Source organism: Algoriphagus algorifonticola (assembly GCF_007655305.1).
Taxonomy (GTDB): Bacteria; Bacteroidota; Bacteroidia; order Cytophagales; family Cyclobacteriaceae; genus Algoriphagus; species Algoriphagus algorifonticola.
On record NZ_VLOG01000017.1, the window covers coordinates 116,936 to 137,560 of the forward strand.

The 20,625-nt window shown below is 38.4% G+C and carries 12 protein-coding genes and 1 CRISPR repeat array; of the genes, 6 read left to right on the forward strand and 6 right to left on the reverse strand.

The window, feature by feature from the left end; all coding sequences use genetic code 11:
• Positions 1–7: 7 nt before the first annotated feature.
• Positions 8–1,948 (forward strand): alpha-amylase family glycosyl hydrolase, encoded by a 1,941-nt coding sequence (locus FL972_RS03315; protein WP_186299980.1) that lies wholly within the window; start codon positions 8–10, stop codon positions 1,946–1,948.
• Positions 1,949–1,955: 7 nt separating this feature from the next.
• Here FL972_RS03315 and FL972_RS03320 read toward each other — a convergent pair whose 3' ends face one another.
• From FL972_RS03320 to FL972_RS03345, 6 genes are all read right to left on the reverse strand, one after another.
• Positions 1,956–2,975: a LacI family DNA-binding transcriptional regulator gene (locus tag FL972_RS03320; RefSeq protein ID WP_144603555.1), complete on the reverse strand. Its 1,020-nt coding sequence runs from the start codon at positions 2,973–2,975 to the stop codon at positions 1,956–1,958.
• A 67-nt stretch (positions 2,976–3,042) separates the two neighbouring features.
• Entirely contained in the window at positions 3,043–4,605 is a 1,563-nt protein-coding gene (locus tag FL972_RS03325; RefSeq protein WP_144603557.1) for a purple acid phosphatase family protein, read from the reverse strand.
• Positions 4,606–4,704: 99 nt separating this feature from the next.
• Positions 4,705–5,949 (reverse strand): C69 family dipeptidase, encoded by a 1,245-nt coding sequence (locus FL972_RS03330; protein WP_144603560.1) that lies wholly within the window; start codon positions 5,947–5,949, stop codon positions 4,705–4,707.
• 4 nt (positions 5,950–5,953) lie between these two features.
• Positions 5,954–7,087: a carbon-nitrogen hydrolase family protein gene (locus FL972_RS03335; RefSeq protein ID WP_144603562.1), complete on the reverse strand. Its 1,134-nt coding sequence runs from the start codon at positions 7,085–7,087 to the stop codon at positions 5,954–5,956.
• Positions 7,080–8,444 (reverse strand): flavin monoamine oxidase family protein, encoded by a 1,365-nt coding sequence (locus FL972_RS03340; protein ID WP_144603564.1) that lies wholly within the window; start codon positions 8,442–8,444, stop codon positions 7,080–7,082. Before FL972_RS03340 ends, FL972_RS03335 begins: the two co-directional genes overlap by 8 nt.
• 40 nt (positions 8,445–8,484) lie before the next feature.
• On the reverse strand, positions 8,485–9,072 hold the full coding sequence (locus tag FL972_RS03345) for a TlpA family protein disulfide reductase (RefSeq protein WP_144603567.1): 588 nt from the start codon (positions 9,070–9,072) through the stop codon (positions 8,485–8,487).
• 726 nt (positions 9,073–9,798) lie between these two features.
• Here FL972_RS03345 and FL972_RS03350 point away from each other — a divergent pair.
• The 5 genes from FL972_RS03350 (at position 9,799) to cas2 (ending at position 18,584) form a co-directional block, all read left to right on the forward strand.
• Entirely contained in the window at positions 9,799–12,042 is a 2,244-nt protein-coding gene (locus FL972_RS03350; RefSeq protein ID WP_144603569.1) for a Tex family protein, read from the forward strand.
• Between the two features lie 377 nt (positions 12,043–12,419).
• Positions 12,420–16,547 (forward strand): type II CRISPR RNA-guided endonuclease Cas9, encoded by a 4,128-nt coding sequence (gene cas9 / locus FL972_RS03355; protein WP_144603571.1) that lies wholly within the window; start codon positions 12,420–12,422, stop codon positions 16,545–16,547.
• Positions 16,548–16,701: 154 nt separating this feature from the next.
• Positions 16,702–17,280, forward strand: a complete 579-nt coding sequence (locus FL972_RS03360; RefSeq protein WP_144603573.1) for a transposase — start codon at positions 16,702–16,704, stop codon at positions 17,278–17,280.
• A gap of 67 nt (positions 17,281–17,347) precedes the next feature.
• Positions 17,348–18,244 carry a type II CRISPR-associated endonuclease Cas1 gene (cas1, locus tag FL972_RS03365; protein WP_144603575.1) on the forward strand — a complete coding sequence of 299 codons (897 nt, stop codon included), beginning with the start codon at positions 17,348–17,350 and terminating at the stop codon, positions 18,242–18,244.
• Positions 18,237–18,584 carry a CRISPR-associated endonuclease Cas2 gene (gene cas2 / locus FL972_RS03370; RefSeq protein ID WP_144603577.1) on the forward strand — a complete coding sequence of 116 codons (348 nt, stop codon included), beginning with the start codon at positions 18,237–18,239 and terminating at the stop codon, positions 18,582–18,584. The genes cas1 and cas2 overlap by 8 nt, the downstream gene beginning before the upstream one ends.
• Positions 18,585–18,724: 140 nt before the next feature.
• Positions 18,725–20,512: direct repeats of the CRISPR family, unit length 46 nt; unit sequence GCTGTGATTCCTAAAGGAATGTACCAATTTGAAAGCAATTCACAAC.
• Positions 20,513–20,625: the final 113 nt, after the last annotated feature.

The following is a 20,625-nucleotide window of genomic DNA, read 5'->3' on the forward strand; positions in this document are numbered from 1 at the left end:
GTCACAGATGAATTCCAGTAATGACCTTTCAATTTTGAAAGACTTTTCTATAGATGCTGTCAAAAAGGACAAGGATTTTGTGCGGCGTTTTGAAGAAGGAGTAGGCCCGTTAAAAAGCCTGTTTTTTGAAATTTATGGAAGAAATGAGTCCACTCAGACTTTCTTTTCAGATCTTTTGAAAACTGTGGTCTCAGCCTACATAAATCGAGATCAAGATCTTAAAAAAAGGGATTTATATAAATTGAAGCAAGGTCATTGGTTTTTGAGCAATGACTTGGCGGCCATGAGTTTGTACGTGGATAGGTTTTGTGGATCCATTTCTAAAATGGAAAAAAAGTTAAGCTACTTCGATCAGCTGGGAGTTAATTTTCTCCATCTCATGCCTCTTTTTCAAAGCCCTCCTGGAGAAAGCGACGGGGGCTATGCAGTTTCTGATTTCAGGAAGGTGGATGAGCGATTTGGAACCCTGGAAGAACTTCTTTCACTTCGCAAAAAAATGCATAAAAACGGTATGCACTTGATGTTGGATATCGTATTGAATCATACCTCTCATAGGCATGAATGGGCAGAGAAGGCAAAAGCCGGGGATAAATTTTATCAGGATTACTTTTACATGTACGAGAATCGATGGATTCCTAACGAGTATGAGCAAGCAATGCCTGAGATTTTTCCTGAAAGTTCACCAGGCAATTTCACTTGGTCCGAGGAGTGTCAAAAATGGGTAATGACGGTCTTTCATCAGTATCAATGGGATTTGAATTATCGTAATCCTCATGTGTTAAGGGAGATGCTGGATACAGTCTTTTTTTATGCGAATCTGGGTGTGGACTTGTTGAGAATTGATGCTCCTGCATTTATCTGGAAAGAAACCGGAACGACCTGTCAGAATTTACCTCAAGCCCATACTATTTTAAGATTAATCAAACAGGCTGTACAGATAGCGAGTCCAGGAATGGCTTTACTCGGTGAAGCGATTGTAGCACCTGCGAAGATTATGGAATATTTTGGAACTGGCGAAAATGCCGGCAAGGAATGTGATTTTGCTTATAATGCCACTCAAATGGCTCTACAATGGGATATGCTGGCCACAGGAGAAACTCAGGTGATGTTGAATGCTCAATCCATTATTCAGCAAAAGCCTTTCGGAACAAGCTGGATAAGCTATACTCGTTGTCATGATGACATTGGTTTGGGCTATGATGATTATATGATTGCCCAGGCTGGAAAAGATCCTTACCGACATAGAACATTTCTGAAAGATTATTTCTCAGGGAAATTTCCAGATAGTCCTGCGAGAGGAGCTTTATTTTCATCCAATCCAAAAACAGGGGATGCCAGGATTTCAGGTACTCTTGCATCGCTTTGCGGTTTGGAAAAGGCTATCTGGGAAAAAGATGATGCCCAAGTTGCCTCTGCCATCCAAAAGATTCTGATGATGCAGGCTCATTCTATTTTCCTCGGTGGATTACCTATGTTATACTATGGAGATGAATTGGGCTATACTAATGATTATATCTATGAAAAAGATCCAGCAAAAAGCTATGACAACCGATGGATGCATAGACCAATTATAGATTGGGTAAAAGCTGAAAACAGAAATGAGGAAGGAAGTATTGAAAACAGAGTTTTCACAGGAACTCAGAAATTACTTCAAATCCGGAAATCACTTCATGCCATAGGTGACTACAAGAATATCACGTGGTTGTACCCGCATAATATTCATGTTGCCGCTTATTTGAGAAGCTTGAAGGATCAAAAAGTTTATTGTGTTTTCAATTTTAAGAATGAGGCCTCTTATCTGACTTGGTATGCTTTTAAGGAGCAGGGATTAATTCCAAAGAAGTTAAAAGATCATTGGACAGATCAGGAATTGGAAGTGGGGAGAGATGATGAATACCTGATATTGGAACCATTCGGATTTCGGATTTTGGAAGTAGTTGAAAGCTAGTAAAGCCTCAATTTAAAGTTGACTCTCGGATAATTAAATCTGAGTCAATTTTGTAAGTCTCATTGGATCCAAGGCTTTGATCTTTCAGGAGCTGAACCAAAAGATTTACTGCTTTCATTCCCATTTGATGGCCGTGCTGTTCTACTGTACTTAGTCCTGGGGACATTACTTCTGCTATTTTCCAGTTGGAAAAACCCATCACACCAATTTGTTTGGGTACTTGAATTCCTTGGGACTTGAGATAATTCATTACGCCTAATGCTACCAAGTCAGTAATACAAAAGAAGGCATCTGGTGGCTGAGGTAAGTTGAGTAGTTCCTGAGCAAACTGGTAGCCTTCTTCCTCGCTGATATTTTTGCAATGCGGAACCCATTCTTCTCTAAATTCCAAACCGGCATCTTCCAAGGCTTTTTTATATCCTTTTAGGCGATCCATCGAGTTCTTTACCTCAAGGAGTCCATTGATATGCGCTATTCTTCGGTATCCTTGCTTGATGAGGTGGTTGACGGCTTCATATGCACTTTCATAATCATCCGTAATTACCTTGGGTGTATGGAAGTTTTCCAGAAACTTATCAAACTGGATGACAGGTTTACCTTCATCTATGAATTCCTGCAAATGCTCAAAGTCTTTGGTTTCATTACTAACTGAAATCAACAAACCATCCACACTTCCTGAAAGCATACTCCTACAAGCTAATTTCTCGTTCGGTAGTTTTTCGTCGGTTTGGCCTAAAAGTATCCTGTACCCATGTTGATTGGTAGCTGCAATTGCTCCGCTGATAATAGATGAAAAGAATGGGTGTACGACTTCCGGGACGATCATTCCCAAAGTCATGGTTCTATTTCTTCGGAAATTGACTGCTATGCTATTTGGAACATAATTATGCTTTTCAGCATAATCCTTCACCAATTTTATTGTCTCTTCAGAAATCCCAGAATAGGAATTAAGCGCTCTTGAGGCAGTAGAAACAGATATACCCAACTCGCGGGCAATATCTTTCAAGGTAATTCTTCTCTTATCCATTCTTTTAAAGGATCATTTTATCAAGATAAACTGAAAAAATGGATTTTTGTCCTGTTCCAACCTCTGATTAGTTTTCGCTGAGGACTTTTCCTTTGCTATCCAACAATAGGATTTTCTGAATTTCCCCTTTTTGAATTCGAAGTTCAATTCTTGTTTGACCCTCTACTTCTTTGAATATCACCCTCCTAATTTCATAGCCAGAATATTTTTTTAAGATTTCAGACTCAATTTCCGAGGGCAATTGATCCTCATAGGGAATAGTGTTTTCAAATCTATACTCAGGCCCTAAATCGGTTTTCAATTCCAAAAAGGTATTGCTTCCATCCTCATTTTTCGCCAATTCAAAAGCATCATAGAGTTCTCCTACAGCTGTATAGGATTCAAATTTCAGGCTATTATTCTCAATACTAATTACCTGAAACAACTGGGTGTTTTCAGCAGCCCGGTCTCTCACTGCCTCGGTTCCTTCCCATCCATTTGGGTTGAGGCCATACATTTTTCCTCCGCTGACTGACACTACGTAAACTGTACCAGTTAGGTCTCTCAGGTTGGTCCCATTCAGTACATTCTCACCAGGGCCTACTCTCCCTCGAGCATAGCTATGGTCATGTCCTTGCAATGCCAAGTCTACCTTAAATTCATCGAAAATAGGCTTCCAAATAGCTCTCAATGCCTCATTATCTCTTCCAGAGGAAGCCGAAAAAAGTGGATGGTGGTAAGATACAATGGTCCATTTCTTTTTATTTTCTTTCAAGATATCTCGAAGCCATGCTGCCTGCTTTTCATGATCTCTGTTAGAGTCCAAGAAAATAAATTTGACATCCGGATAGTCCATAAAATAAGCCGTTTCCTCCAAACCTTCAGGACCGTTTTCAGGGAAAGTAAACTGAGGCTTCCACTGAATGGAAAGTGCTCTTCCGGCCTCTCGATTGGAGTTATTGAGATAATTGTATTCATGATTACCAGGAACAGAAAGGGAAGGGAGCATACTATGGATAAAACCTCCTGCCGTAAACCATTCATGCCATTCCTGTTCTCTATGAGCATAATTGATCAGGTCTCCCGCATGGATTATAAAGTCTGCATCAGGTGCTTTTCTATATCCTTCCCGAATCAACCTAGCCCATAATTCTAGGATATAATTTTGTGCATCTCCTACATACAAAAAAGAAAAGCGCTCCTTAGGATCAGCAGAGGCAGTTTTAAATTGAAACCATTCAGACCAGTGTTCTCCATCTCCAACTCTATAGCCATAAAGCTGTCCGGGTTGAAGGTTCTTAAATTCCACAGAATGATAATTTGCCTCCACTTCTGCCATGGGAACTTCCTTAGCATTCAGGTATTCAGTTTTAGCTGTCAAGGTTTGGGCATTTCTCCAGAACTTAGGTGCTGCTGTCGCCGGTGCAATCTCTGCATAGGCAACTTTTACTTCTGGACTGGTTCTCCAGGTTACATTCATCTCTGAACTGGGATTTTGACCGGGATTTAAGATGATTCTGTCCGGATGAATACTGGGTTTGGACCAATCGTTAGCAAAAATTGGTTCTTTGTAAACTCTAATATCTTGGGCTTTACAAGAAGATTCAAAAATTAGAATGCCTAAAAATAGGAATAGGACCCTGATATGCATAGGATTTTGGGTTTGGTTAAGGTCTTGAAAAATACCTGATTATCCCCAGAAGAAAAATCTATTGGCGTTAAAGATGTGTTAACTCAGAGTGAAGGTTAGCTATTGATTTGAAAGTTGGGTTAGTTTATCAGCTATCCATGCTTGATATTCCTTATAACAGTCTTCTGAAAAGGAGTTAAGAATTGACTTATTAGAGTTAGCAGCCAAAAGCTCCTGATCCTGTTGAATCCATCTGTTTTGAATAGTATTCAATTCCTCTCTGATTTGGAAAAATAAGTTTTGTCTGTTTTGATCGATAAATGAATGGAGCTCTTTGGCTTTCCACCATAGGGACTTGTCTGGATTGCAGGTTGGAGCAACGAGAAAGCTTTTGGATGTGCCCAGGTAAAATGGCAGGTAAATACTCAAACAGGGGTGTGGTGTGCCTGAAAGCCAAATGCTTGAAAATCCTTCTTTTCTCAGTTCGGCAACCATACTTCCCGTGGTATCCGAAGGATTTGTTAAGCCTGTTGCGTGCATACAAATCGACTCAGAATTGGCTTTCTTGGGGTGAAATTCGGTATCAGGTAAGTTATGGGTCCTTAAAATTTCAATGACTGAATGTACATCGATAGCTCCCTGATTTTCTTGTAGAAAATTACTGGTACACGCTCTTCTTTTATCACCTTTTCCAAAATAGGTAAATAGGATGTCAGAAAATCTTGACTTAAATCCAGACTTCTGAGCAAATAGGGAGGAAAAGGTTTGGTTTTCATCTGTCAAGTAAATTTGGTCATAATCCTCCTCGATGGTCAAAATATTAGAAATACTCGCGGTACTTGTCACTTTTTTCCATGCCCAGGATTTGCCGGATGTTTCCAGAATAAATGCATTTTCAGAATCAGCAATAAGGAAACTGTTGTGATAATAAAAGCTCTTATTTTGATAACCACCACAGGCATTTTGGCCAAACTGCTGTAGAAGGGAGATGATGATTTCCATAGCTTCTTCTGCGCTTTTACCTCTTTCTAATGCCAATCGCAACAAATCCATCCCTGTAAGTCCCGGATTGGATTTATCGAATTTGACATTGGTGAAAACAGCTTCATTTCCTATACATACATTATTCTCATTCACTCCCATCTCAGCTCCCCACATTTGGAAGGGTTTGGATAGGATGCATTCATAGGTTTCCTCTACTTGGGGAATTTCTATGAAAGTACATTTGATGGTTTGCGAAGAGTGCTTTTGAGCAGGAACCCAAAGAATTTCATGGGCCTCCAAAGGTTCCCTGTCCGAATTTTTTCCAAAAATCAGATTCCCATTTTTTGAGGCATTTGCAAGTGCTACCAGTGAATCACACATAAGCTCAAAAGTTTAAGGACCAGATTCCTGCTTGTTCTGCTGTCTGGATTGACAATGTATCTCCTCTGAAATAGGCAAGAGGCTGTCCATCTGCACCCAAATCCCAGAGTTCCCCTTTTAAGAAAATATTTAGCCCTACCTGGGCGGATGTTTGGCTGATTTTACCAGGTAAGGCATATTTTTTCCATGCTTCACCTTCTGTCAGAAGATTAATGTCGGATTTATTGATGCTTGTAGGTGTGATGGACCCGCTATAACCTTTCCAGGGGCTATTCATGGTGCTATCTCCAGGACAGAAGGAAGGCACCAAGACTATTTCAGCGCTATTTTCAATAGTATTTAAATAAGCATCTTCATACCAACTATCCGCACAGACGAGTATGGATATTTTGCCCATAGGAAGATCAAATACCGGTAAATTATTGCTTTCTCCTGAGCTTAAAAAAGGGAGTTCTGATGCTACAGGAAATGCCTTGTAGATAGGAGGTCCAATGATTTGACCTTGCGGATCGAATAAAAAAGAGACATTATATAAAGGACCATTTGGATCAACATGGAGTTTCCCGGAAATCACAGAAGGCTTAGGTAGAATAATTGAGCCTGCCGTGATATAAACCTGATATGTTTGCGCAAGACTTGAAAAGGTTTCGAAATAGGTTTTTGCCATTTCCTTTGCTTTCATCCTGAATATGGAAGCTGCAGCTTTGTCTTTTTCTTTTGATTTGAGAAATGCCAGAGAAAAATCAAAGATATTACTCATGACCAAAGTACTCATGGCCTCATTAATTGTCTTTTTTTCAGCTAATACATGCTTTTCTCCTTGCAAAACCAGCCAAGTGCCGATATACTCAGGATACAGAACCAAAGTGTTACTTTTTAAAAAACCTGAATCGCGGGCGATTTGTAGATACAATTCTATTTTTCTTTTAAAAATATCCGGCTGCAAATAATCGTGCTCATCCATGAAAGGTTGAATTCCTACAATATTCCTTTCTAAGGAATCGCTGGGATTGATTTCCTGAACTATGCTCAGGTAGGCCTTTGGAGTTGGAGCTTGAATTTTACGTCCGGATGAGGACCAAATCAACCAAACGAAAATCACTAATAAGAATAGACTGATGAGTAATCTTTTAACCATTGTTTAATTCCTGTAATATTTTCTCTGCGGCAGCTTCTCCTGCTCTCACGGCACCTTCTATATATCCATGCCATCGAATAGCTGCTTCTGTGCCTGCAAAATGCAATCTTCCCTCGCTTTGGCTATAACTGTTATGATATTTAGTCCAAGAATTGACTTCTCTAATTCCGGCGTAGCAGCCCTCAGACCATGTTTCCTGATTCATGGTGTGGTCCACATAGTTGATTTCCTGATTAGCTTCCTCTCCAAAATATTGGATAAGCTGTTTTTTCACGGCTTGTTTTCTCGAATCCTCATCCATCTTGAAGAATTTTCGAGCCTTATTTCCAATGACAAAACCCATTAAGACGCCGTATTGTCCATCTGCTGGGGAACTGTCAAATAGGGTTTGGAGATAAAATTCTGAGTCCGAAACAGCTTGCCCGGATAGATTTTGGTCTCTCCAAAATGGCTTAGGATATACCATTTGGCACTTCCCGATACATCCCATATCATATCTTTCCAAGAGTTTTTGCTTTTGATCAGAAAGTGGAGGGTTGATTCCAATTTTCTTCAAAAGAGGAGGAGGAACGGCAAAGATGATATGGCTAAATACTTGAGCTCCTTTGGAGGTGTTTAGGATGAATTTTTCCTTTTCCCGAATGATTGACAGGACAGGGGAGTCAAATTGAATACGATCAAAAAATGGTTTGGCGATCGCTTCTGCAAGTGTTTGCATTCCTCCATGAATTCTATGCTGCTGAGCTCCGTTTTTGATAGAAATCAATGCGCCCAGGGAGTTTCCGGATCGAATATAAAATAAGGTATGCAAAAGAGATAGCTCATGTAGTTCGCAGGCGAAGATGGTTTGCATACCTACTTTCATTACCTGGTAGCAAGTCTCTGTTTTTGAATTTCTTTTCAAGAAATCCTCCAATGTTTGACCATCAAATAGCTGAGCTTTGGGATGAATCCAGGGTTTTTCCAAATCTATTTTGGAGGCCATGCGCTCTAACTTGCGCACGATCATATCCAGATTCAAAAGTGAAATAATATCCAGCTTAGGGATAGTTCCTTGGTAACTTTTGATTTTTCCTTTCAGCTCAAGAATGCTTTTACCCTGATTGTAAGTTTCAAAATAAGAAATCCCATATTCTTCACAGAGCTCATACATTCGAGTTTGGGAAGAACCTATCCATTGTCCGCCCATATCCAGATAAAGGTCTTCTTGGATTTGTTGGGTATAAACTCTTCCACCCAGTCTCTCTCTTGCCTCAAATACTTGGAAAGAAATTCCAGCTTGGTTTAATATTCGTGCGGCGGCCAGGCCAGAGAAACCAGCGCCAATAATGGCAATCTGATTGGTTGGGTGAATCATATCGGAAAATAGATAAATTTTCCGAAACTCAGATGGCTGATTATTTATTCTGCGAAATCAAGAAATTACGAAATTCTTCGGTATTAAAATTACTCATCCCTTCTTGATAGAATACGATTTTACCTTGCGGGTTTACCACAAGTGTAGTGGGAATAGACTCACTTTGCAAGCTGCTATTGAGACCATAGCTGGCATGAGCTGTGGGGAAAGCCCAACTTTTGCTTTGAATAAAACCTTTACTTTTTTCAAAATCATTGTCCAAGCCAATCAGTAAAAATTCCAGATTGGGTTGATCTTTTACTTTTTTGAAGAGCTCAGAGATATGTGGCATCTCCGCACGGCAAGGGCCACACCAAGAAGCCCAAAGATTGATAAATAGCGTCTTGCCCCTATAATCAGCTAAATTGATTTCCTTTCCTTCAAAATCCAGGAATTTACCTCTGTAATCAAACCTTTGATCTGTTAAATCTACCTGCTCAAGTTTGGGTGTGATCAGGCCGGTATAAAGCAATGCGGATTGTATTCCTCCTTGAATCACCGGCAGCAGGCCTGTGAAATAGAGGAAGGCAAAAAAGGACAAAATCAGCCCCCAGGACTTGAGTTCTTTGAGAATGGTTGATTTTGACATGATTTAAAATATTTAAGATTTTTGATTTACGATTTAAGGAATGGCCACTTAATTTATTGTTGGGAATTATCTCGCTGAGGCGCGGCGGCGCAGCGAGCATTTTAATAACCACAGATAGTAAGGAGAATTATTTCTTTCAATTTGTTTTTCTAAAGCTATCTAATGGATTCCTTATGATCATGTTTTAATATTTTTGATTTACGAAATACGATTTACGAGGGGCAGAAAAACCACGACCCAATCGTTTTATATTTCATCACTCCTTAACTGTAAACCATGTGCTTTTGCAATTTCTTCAATCGAAAGACACTAATAACTCAATAACTAATAACCTTGAACTATTATATTTCCCTCCAAGAACATTGATGCTTTTGCAGACAGCTTTTTTGAAGGAATAAGTAATTTTGGATTGAAGCCTCGATGAGACCGCTTCGTTCCTTGCGGTGACGACAATATTTTTGGTTTACGGATTACGATTTCCTAAGGGTACTAATAACTAATAACCTACCGCCATCAAAGAAAATAGATACTTCTGCTGACTGCCTCTGACTTTTTTATCCCACAGATTAACACAGATTTCTATCAGCTTTCACACTTCTAATTTCAGCCTTTCCAAAATTACCCCCACGCTTTCAGACGCTTAGTGACAAGTCTCACGGACTTTACTTTTTTGAAAGAAAAGCAGCCTTATCTTGCAGGTTCAATCGAAAGATCTTAGCCAAAAATATGAATTACGAGATTAAAATTGCCACCGAACTCAACATCAAACCCCATCAGGTGAAAGCCACCATGGACTTGCTGGATGAGGGAGGAACAGTTCCTTTTATTTCACGCTACAGAAAAGAAGCAACCGGAAGCCTGGATGAAGTACAGGTTGCAGCGGTAAGAGACAGGTTGCAGCAATTACGGGATTTGGATAAACGTAGAGAGGCGGTGCTGAAGTCCATAGAGGAACAAGGAAAGCTAAGCCCGGAACTCAAAAAGGCTGTGGAGAATGCAGAAACCATGGCTAAACTGGAGGATATCTATCTTCCTTATAAGCCGAAAAGAAGAACCAAAGCCACCATCGCCAGAGAAAAAGGTTTGGAACCCTTAGCGGAACGTATTTTTCAGCAGGAATCAATTGATTTGGAAGAGGAAGCCTCTCAATATATTGATGAGCAAAAGGAAGTTAAATCAGTAGAAGAAGCCCTTCAGGGAGCAAGAGATATTATTGCCGAGTGGATCAACGAAAAAGCAGATCTCAGGGAGAAAATGCGTAAGCTGTTTTTGGAAGAAGGAAATTTCACTTCCAAAATAATCCCTGGAAAAGAAGCCGAAGCGGTTAAATACAAAGATTATTTCGACTGGACAGAACCTATTAAAACAGCTCCATCTCATAGGGTTTTGGCAATGCGTAGAGGGGAAAAAGAGCTTTTTCTAATGCTTGATTCCTGTCCGGTAGAACAAGATGCCTTGGCATTGATAGAAAGAGTAGTGATTGATTCCCAAAAAAGCAATGAATCCGTAGAACAGGTGAAACTGGCGATCAAGGATTGTTATAAGCGCTTGCTCAAGCCGAGTATGGAAACAGAAGTTCGCCTTCTGACCAAAAAGAAAGCAGATGAGGAAGCCATTCGGGTTTTTGCGGAGAATTTAAAGCAGTTGCTTTTGGGAGCTCCTTTGGGTGAAAAATCTGTGATGGCAATAGATCCTGGTTTCCGTACTGGTTGTAAATTGGTGTGCTTGGGCCCACAAGGTCAATTTTTACATTATGAAAGTATTTTTCCTCATGAGCCTCAAAAGAGAACATCGGAAGCGGGTATGACCGTCAAGGGCTTAGTGGATAAGTTTTCTATTCAGGCAATTGCCATAGGAAATGGTACGGCAGGTAGGGAAACAGAAGCCTTTGTAAAATCTTTAGGACTGCCCAAGTCAGTCATAGTTACAATGGTCAATGAAGCAGGAGCATCCATCTATTCTGCATCAGAAGTAGCAAGAGAGGAGTTTCCGGACTTAGATTTGACTGTTAGAGGTGCAGTTTCAATTGGCCGAAGATTGATGGACCCTTTGGCTGAATTGGTTAAAATCGACGCAAAGTCCATAGGAGTGGGACAGTACCAACACGATGTGGATCAAAATGCTTTGAAAAATGCACTGGATGATACGGTGATGTCTGCAGTAAACGGAGTGGGAGTGGAGGTCAATACGGCATCCAAACAACTGCTGACTTATGTTTCTGGTCTAGGTCCTGTACTAGCTCAAAATATAGTAGAATTCCGAAATCAACATGGACCATTCAAGTCCAGAAGTCAGTTGCTAAAGGTTCCTCGCTTAGGTGAAAAGGCTTTCGAACAGGCAGCTGGTTTCTTGCGGATTTCACAGGCAAAGAATCCTTTGGATGCTTCGGCAGTGCACCCTGAGCGATATGCTTTGGTGGAAAGCATGGCGAAAGATCTGGGAGCTTCCATCGATGATCTGGTAAAGTCAGAGGACTTGCGCAATCGGATCAATTTGAAGAATTACGTTTCTGAACAAGTTGGTTTACCGACTTTGCAGGATATTTTAGCTGAATTAGCCAAGCCCGGTAGAGATCCACGGGAGAGCTTTGAAGTCTTTCAGTTTGAAGAAGGAGTAAATAGCATGGAAGATCTCCGGGTAGGAATGAAATTACCGGGTGTGGTCACGAATATTACTGCCTTTGGAGCTTTTGTAGATGTAGGAGTTCATCAAGATGGCCTTGTTCACTTAAGCCATCTGGCAGACCGCTTTGTAAAGGATCCCAATGAGATTGTGCATGTCAATCAAAAGGTGGAGGTGACAGTTTTGGAAGTAGATATCCCAAGAAAGCGAATTGGGTTGAGTATGAAATCCGATCCATTTGCAGAGCGAGGTAAGAAAATGGAAAGGAGTTCAAAACCAGTGAAAAAAGAAGAGCCCCAAGGCACGATGGCAGAAAAGTTGGCCATGCTGAAAGGAAAGTTTAGATAAGTTAGAATTGTGAAGTTTGAAATATGAAAAAGCGCGATTCCGGAAGGGGTTGCGTTTTTTTTATTTTACAATTGATTATTTCACCATAGAGGATAGAGAGAAATTCATGGAGAGTAAAAGGGGGAGGGGCTAATTTTGATCAATTTTAACCAATAATTTTTCCTAGAAAAAGGAAACTCGAAAGTCAGTGTTTTAATAAAACTAATATTTGAAAAATACCCTGTTCAGGGTATTTTTTTTTGAATTGAAGTCCCTATTTTGCTTTTGAAACTAAGGAGTAAAAATAAAGCCCTACAGAAGTATGCGGGGCTAAGAAATCTTCGGCTTATAGCCTTGTTGTGAATTGTCTTTCATTTCAAATGTAAAAATAAAAAATTATGGAACAAATTTTTGGGATTGATTTAGGAACGAATTCTATTGGAGCAGCACTTAGAGAAGGAAAGCAATTTCCTTGGTATGGAGTCTACACTTTTAAAAAGGGAATTGGTGAGGGTAAGGCTGGAGAATATTCTTTTGCTGCCGAGAGAACATCTAATAGGTCATCTAGAAGACTTTACAATGCTCGTAGATACCGTATTTGGGCTACCCTTGAATGTTTAATTACAAATGGTTATTGTCCATTGACTTTAGAAAAACTGGATCAATGGAGAAAATACTCTAAAGGTGAAGGAAGGAAATTTCCTGTTGAAGATGATGACTTTCAGAAATGGATTAAACTAGATTTCAACCATGATGGAAAGCCTGATTGTTTAAGTCCATATCAGTTAAGAAAGGAAATAGCCAACTCTACTCTGGATTTATCTATTGAAACTAATCGGTTTAAAATAGGTAGGTCACTGTTTCATATTGCTCAAAGAAGAGGATTTAAAAGTAGTCGAAAGAATGGGTCAAATGAAAAGGTGGCTATTTACAAAGGAAGTTCGGAAACAGGGACTATTGGTAGAAATGAATATGAACAACTTTTGGAAGATCATAAAACATTAGGTGGTGCTTTTGCTCATTTGGAAAATTTAGGAGTTCGAATTAGAAATAGATATACCCTTAGATCTGATTATGAGAAAGAAGTTGATATTATTTTGGAAGTTCAGAATCTGGAAGATTCTCAATTTAAAACGGAAATAAAAAAGGCAATTTTTTTTCAGCGGCCTTTAAGATCTCAAAAGGGTTTGGTTGGTAAATGTACTTTAGAGCCGAAAAAACCAAGATGTCCGATAAGTCACCCATTATTTGAGGAGTACAGAGCTTGGAGTTTTTTAAATAATATAAAGTATTTTGATTCTGAAACTGGAAAGCTAGAACCACTTCCATTGAATCTTAAAGAAGAGTTATTCAATGAGAAATTTTTCTTGAAAGGGAAAAATGACTTTAAGTTTATTCAAATTAATAAGTATATCCAAAAAATCACTAATAAGAAATTGAAGCTTAATTACAAGGATGATACAACTGTTCCTGCTTGTCCTGTTTCTGCTCGTCTTAGATCTTTGTTTGGAGAGGATTGGAAAGATTTCCAACATACAAAGTCGATTTTTAAATATGGTAAAAGGAAAGAAATATCTTATACAATTGAAGATATTTGGCACATTCTATTTTCGTTTGAAGATGAAGAAATTTTAGAAGATTTTTTTAAAAAGAATTTTGATTTCAATGAAGGCCAATTAAAGGAATTGAAATCCTTGTGGAGTTCTTTTCCAGTTGGATATGCTTCCTTAAGCCTTAAAGCGATAAACTGTATTTTACCTTTTTTAAGAGAAGGATTAGTTTATACGGAAGCTGTTTTGCTTGCCAAAATTCCAGAGGTTATTGGAAAGGGTAAATTCAATGAAAATGAGGTTTTTATTAAAAAAAGAATTACTGATGCAATTGAAGAAAATAGGAGACAAAAAAAGGTGATTTCAATTGTTAATAAATTAATTTCAGACTATCACCTATCTGATTATAAGCAAGGTTATAAAAATCCTCAATATGACCTTGATCAAGATGATTTTAATGATGTTCATAAATCAATTTTGGCGCACTTTGGTGAAGAATCCTGGAATAAAGAGTCAGAAAAAGATTATTTCATAAGTAACGCAAGAGATTTATATCAAAAGTTTTTTAAATCACAGGATAGAAAGCATTTTTTTAGTCCGCATTTACTAGACTACATAAAAGAAATTCTAAAGGATGAATTTCATATTGATCTTAAAGAACTAAAAAAGCTTTATCATCCATCTCAGATAGATATTTACTCACCAGCAAAAAGAGCTGATGATGGAAATTTATATCTTCCTAGCCCTAAAACTGGATCCTTCAAAAATCCTATGGCATATAAAACTTTATTTGAATTGAGGAAAGTAATAAATCATCTAATTAAAGAAGGCAAAATTAATGAAGATACAAGGGTAGTGGTTGAAGTGGCACGTGACTTAAATGATGCAAACAAGAGATGGGCAATTGAAACCTATCAAAGAAATAGAGAGAATGAAAATCGAGAAATTGCATTTGCGATCTCTCAATTAATTAAAGATCCAGATTTTAGGGGTAATGCAGACCCAGATAATCAGACAGATAGAGAAAAACTAAGGCTTTGGACAGAACAAAGCTCGGACCCTAATGAATTTTGGAAAGAAATTCTTGCTACAAAAGATGATGTGAAGAAGTTTAGACTTTGGAAGGAACAAGGGTGTAAATGTATGTATACAGGTGAATTAATTCCTCTAACAAAACTATTTGATAAAAATATTATTCACTTTGAACACACTATACCCAGAAGCAAATCATTTGATAATTCTTTAGCAAACTTGACAGTTTGTTACGCTAAGTATAATACGGATGTAAAAAAGAATAATCTACCAGTTGAACTTCCAAATTATGATAAAGATACCTCCGAGGGAAAAGCAATAAAGCCCCAGTTAGTTGATTGGGAGAAAAGGGTGGAATCTTTATATAACCAAATTGAAATAGCGAAATCCAAGTCAAGAGGAGCAATAGATAAGGCGACAAAAGATGATGCTATTCGGAAAAAGCACATGCTTCAAATGGAATTGGATTATTGGAAAAACAAACTTGATAGATTCACAAGAAAAGATGTTCCAACAGGTTTTAAAAACAGTCAATTAATAGATAGCCAATTAATTGCTAAATATGCTTTTCATTATTTGAAAACGGTTTTTAATAGAGTTGATGTTCAAAAGGGAACCGTAACTTCATTATTTAGAAAAATTTATGGAATTCAGCCTAAAGAAGAATCAAAGGATAGAGGTAAACATTATCATCATGCAATTGATGCAGCAGTATTGACTTTGATACCGAAAGCAGCTGAGAGAGAAGCTATTTTACAAAAGTACTTCTTAGATAGTGAAAACAGCCAATTTAAAGATTATCCAATTGCTCCGTTTGAGGGATTTGGTCATCATATGCTTGATGGTATAAAACAAAAAATTCTTATCAATAATGTACCCAATAAAGATCAAGCTTTTTCTCCTGGTAGAAAATTAGTCAGGAAAAGAGGTAGAGTTGTTTGGCTAAGAGATAAAAATGGAAATTTGATCTTGGATTTGGAAGGGAAAAAAGTCCCAAAAGTTGCTACAGGCGATTCTGTACGGGGACAACTTCATTTGGATACATTTTACGGTAAAATAAAAGTCGTTCAAAGAAGTGAGAATGGTGGGCCGAAAAGAGATGATGATGGGAGTTTTCTGTATAGCCAGGTTAATGGTAAGGATGAAATGTGGTTAGTTGGAAGAAAGCCAATAACAGATTTAAAAATAGATAAAGATGTTATAGTTGATCCATTTATAAAAACCCACATTCAAAATCAAATTGCTTCTGGAATCTCACTTTCAGAGTTGAGAGATTTTAATGGTAAAATTATTAGAAGAATTAGAGTCAGGGTTAAAGCAGGTAGGGGATTTCTTGATGCGGATAATATAACAGAGCTAAAGGAGCAGACCTATAAGTCTAAATATGATTACAAGAATATCTATTACACCAATTCTGGAGATAATTATGCTTTTGGGTATTATAAAGGAATCCACCAAAGAAAGATAGTTCCAATCAACCTTTTTGAAGCATCTAAAGTTGGAAAGCTAAATGGTAGTTACAAACTTGAAGATTTTTTTGAAAAAAGAATAAAAATTGGTTCAGGAAAAAATCTAGAAGAGGTTGATTTGTATCACGTTTTTCAAGTTGGACAAAAAGTATTGATTTATTATTCAGAAATAAAAGAACTAAAAGGATTAGAAAATAAAGAGTTGTCTGCTCGGCTCTATTTTGTCAAAAAGCTGGCGGATGCAAATCAAAGTAAAATTCAGTTCCAACATCACTTGGAGGGTAGAGACGATCAAAAGCTTTCTATTGACTTTCCTAAAGATGTTTTTGGCACAAAGGGTAAGGATGGGTTTTCATCTTTTAGTCCTGACTTTATTGCCCCAAGATTACTACTAACACCTTCAAATTTCAATTTCGCCATTGAAGGAAAGGAATTTATTTTTGGGTTAGATGGAGGGATTAAATTAAAGGTTTAAAAGGAATAATGGCAGTCGTATGAAGTCTATTGTTAGGTGAATATCAAGGAGAATATCTTATTGGAAATCGAGATTTATAGGTTCTATATTGTGATCTTCCAAAGTTCTAAAACTTTGGAAGAGCTTTAATATGCTAGTCAAAAAAACTTAACCGATGGAACCAGGTCAATCCTACCATATCTACAATCACGCCAATGGAATAGAGCAAATCTTTCAAGAAGAGGAAAATTATAGATTCTTTTTAAAGCAATACGCAAAGTATTTGGGTGGAGTGGTAGATACTTATGCTTATTGCCTGATGCCTAACCATTTTCATTTACTAGTTGGCGTGAAGCTGGAGGACGAATTGAAGTCAACTTTTCCAAAGTTCGAAACTTTGGAAAAGTTAATCTCTAAGCAATTTGCTAACTTCTTTAGTTCTTACACTCAGTCTTTTAATAAAGTTTATAGCAGAAGAGGAAGTTTATTTATTAAGAACTTTAAAAGAACCCCCATTCTCGACGAGCGCCAATGGCAAGAGACTTTCCTTTATATCCACCTCAACCCAGTGAAGCATGGCTTTGTCAAAGTTCATCAGGATTGGAAGTGGTCAAGTTGGCATGCATATCAAGATCTCAACAAGCCTTCAAATTTAGAAAGAGATTATTTCACTAATTTCTTTGATGGTTGGGGACATGTGAGAAATATGATGGAAGTGAAAAAAGAATGGTTGATGAATAAAAGTTTGGAATAGTAGATCGGAAAACTTTTCTAAAGTTCTAAAAATTTAGAAAAGTTAACTCTCGGTAAACCTTATAAACATGATCAAAAGAACTCTATTTTTCGGAAATCCCGCCTATCTCAGTACCAAAAACGAACAATTGCATATTTCATTTCCTGAAACCGAAAAGGAAGCCCGTATGGTTCCTATCGAAGACCTGGGAATGATAGTGTTGGAGAACCAACAAGTCACCATAACCCATGGCCTGATTGCCAAGCTCACAGAGAAAAAAGTGGCCATTATCACGTGTAATAGTCAACACCTTCCGGAAGGCCTACTTCTTCCAATGCACGGTCATTCCGAACAAACCGAACGGATTCGCTTCCAAATCCAAGCTTCTCAGCCACTCAAGAAAAACCTCTGGCAACAGACAGTCACAGCTAAAATCCAAAACCAGGCAGCCCATCTCAAAGAAAAAGGAAAAGATTCACCGCGTCTTTATTATTTAGCCAAGAATGTAAGCTCTGGAGACAGCGGCAATCATGAAGCCCAAGCTGCTGCCATTTATTGGCAAAACTTATTTGATATCCCTGATTTTAATCGAGCACAGGCAGGAATTCCTCCCAATAATCTGCTCAACTATGGATATGCAATCTTAAGGGCTGTGATTGCCCGTGCATTGGTTTCTTCAGGCATGTTTCCGGGTTTGGGAATTTGGCATCGGAATAAATACAATGCTTACTGCTTAGCAGATGATATCATGGAGCCATATCGGCCCTACGTGGATTTAGTGGTTAGCCATTTGGTAGAGACGGAAGATGATATTTCTGAATTGACCACTTCCATCAAAAAGGAATTGCTGAGTATCCCCGCATTGGATGTGCGAATCGATGGGCAAAAAAGTCCGCTGATGGTGGCTGCTTCAAGAACGACTTCCTCATTGTTTGAGTGTTTTGCCGGAATCAGTCGAAAAATTATTTACCCTGAATATGGATGAAAAATATTTTTCAAGACTTAATCAGTATAGGAGTTTGTGGGTTTTAGTTTTTTTTGATTTGCCTACGGAAACCCGTAAGGATAGGAAAGTTGCTACTTCTTTCCGGAAAAAGTTGTTGGACGATGGTTTTGCCATGTTTCAGTTTTCGATTTATATGCGCTTCTGTGCCAGTAGGGAAAATGCCGATGTGCATATAAAGCGAACTAAGAAAAACCTACCTCCCAAGGGGAAAGTAGGAATCATGTCAATTACTGATAAGCAGTTTGGGATGATGGAGGTGTTTTTTGGGACAAGTAAGCAAGAGACTGAACCACCTACTCAGCAATTAGAGTTATTTTAAATTGAAGCTTTTCCAAAGTTCTAAACTTTGGAAAAGATAAAACCTACCTATTTCCACATTTCACTCTTCAGTTCCAATAAATTTTTTAATCCTAAAATAGCACATAAAAAACAGCATACCAGCCACTTAGCGTGGGGTATGCTGTGATTCCTAAAGGAATGTACCAATTTGAAAGCAATTCACAACAAGCGTTACCTTTCCTTTTGTAGGGATAAGCTGTGATTCCTAAAGGAATGTACCAATTTGAAAGCAATTCACAACTCAAATCCACTTTGGATAATCTCTGAGGCCGCTGTGATTCCTAAAGGAATGTACCAATTTGAAAGCAATTCACAACCGTTTAATTCGAGGATGAGCCCGGCACGAAGCTGTGATTCCTAAAGGAATGTACCAATTTGAAAGCAATTCACAACGAGGCGCATCTTGTACCAGCCCTGACTGTAGCTGTGATTCCTAAAGGAATGTACCAATTTGAAAGCAATTCACAACTGTAGCTCAGTCCTTTCCTCAGTTCATTCGCTGTGATTCCTAAAGGAATGTACCAATTTGAAAGCAATTCACAACTGACTGGAAGTTATTCTTCATTGTGTGGAGGCTGTGATTCCTAAAGGAATGTACCAATTTGAAAGCAATTCACAACACAATCGTTCCTCCATAATCCCGAAAGAACGCTGTGATTCCTAAAGGAATGTACCAATTTGAAAGCAATTCACAACATAGCTGAACTTGACTTCGTTTCTGTTTTTGCTGTGATTCCTAAAGGAATGTACCAATTTGAAAGCAATTCACAACATTCAGGCATTCTTCCAGGCTAAATCCTATGCTGTGATTCCTAAAGGAATGTACCAATTTGAAAGCAATTCACAACATGTACCGAACATCCGTGCGAAAATACAGGCTGTGATTCCTAAAGGAATGTACCAATTTGAAAGCAATTCACAACCCTTTCTTTGTTACTCTAGCCATTTCTTTGCTGTGATTCCTAAAGGAATGTACCAATTTGAAAGCAATTCACAACACTATCATCCCTTTATTTCCAGATCACCACGCTGTGATTCCTAAAGGAATGTACCAATTTGAAAGCAATTCACAACTCTTTTTTGATGTCTTTTTGAGCGGCGTAGGCTGTGATTCCTAAAGGAATGTACCAATTTGAAAGCAATTCACAACCACGGGTTCCGTCACAGGATCGAAAGGGTTGCTGTGATTCCTAAAGGAATGTACCAATTTGAAAGCAATTCACAACTCCCGCATCAAAAACGGCGAAACTGAAGGGCTGTGATTCCTAAAGGAATGTACCAATTTGAAAGCAATTCACAACAATGTCTCTCACTTTCAGATTTCTAGCTCCGCTGTGATTCCTAAAGGAATGTACCAATTTGAAAGCAATTCACAACCGGATAGTCCTCCAGATTATCCTTGAGAAAGCTGTGATTCCTAAAGGAATGTACCAATTTGAAAGCAATTCACAACGCTTTACATATTGCAGACTTTTGGATACAGCTGTGATTCCTAAAGGAATGTACCAATTTGAAAGCAATTCACAACAGCAGGATTTAAAGAGGCTTTTGAAAAGGGGCTGTGATTCCTAAAGGAATGTACCAATTTGAAAGCAATTCACAACCATAGCTGTTTCCCAGAATGTGACGGATGTGCTGTGATTCCTAAAGGAATGTACCAATTTGAAAGCAATTCACAACGAGCTGGATAGGAGTCATCCCGATAGCTCCGCTGTGATTCCTAAAGGAATGTACCAATTTGAAAGCAATTCACAACATCAAGACATCCTTGCCCTCCCGATCTTTCGCTGTGATTCCTAAAGGAATGTACCAATTTGAAAGCAATTCACAACCTAAGATATTGAGTTACTGTTAACAGATCGGCTGTGATTCCTAAAGGAATGTACCAATTTGAAAGCAATTCACAACGCCATACTCATAAGGATTTGCAGATAGCGAGCTGTGATTCCTAAAGGAATGTACCAATTTAGTTCGCTAAGAAATTATATTCAATGGTGCTCATGAATCTCCCTTCGGTCGAT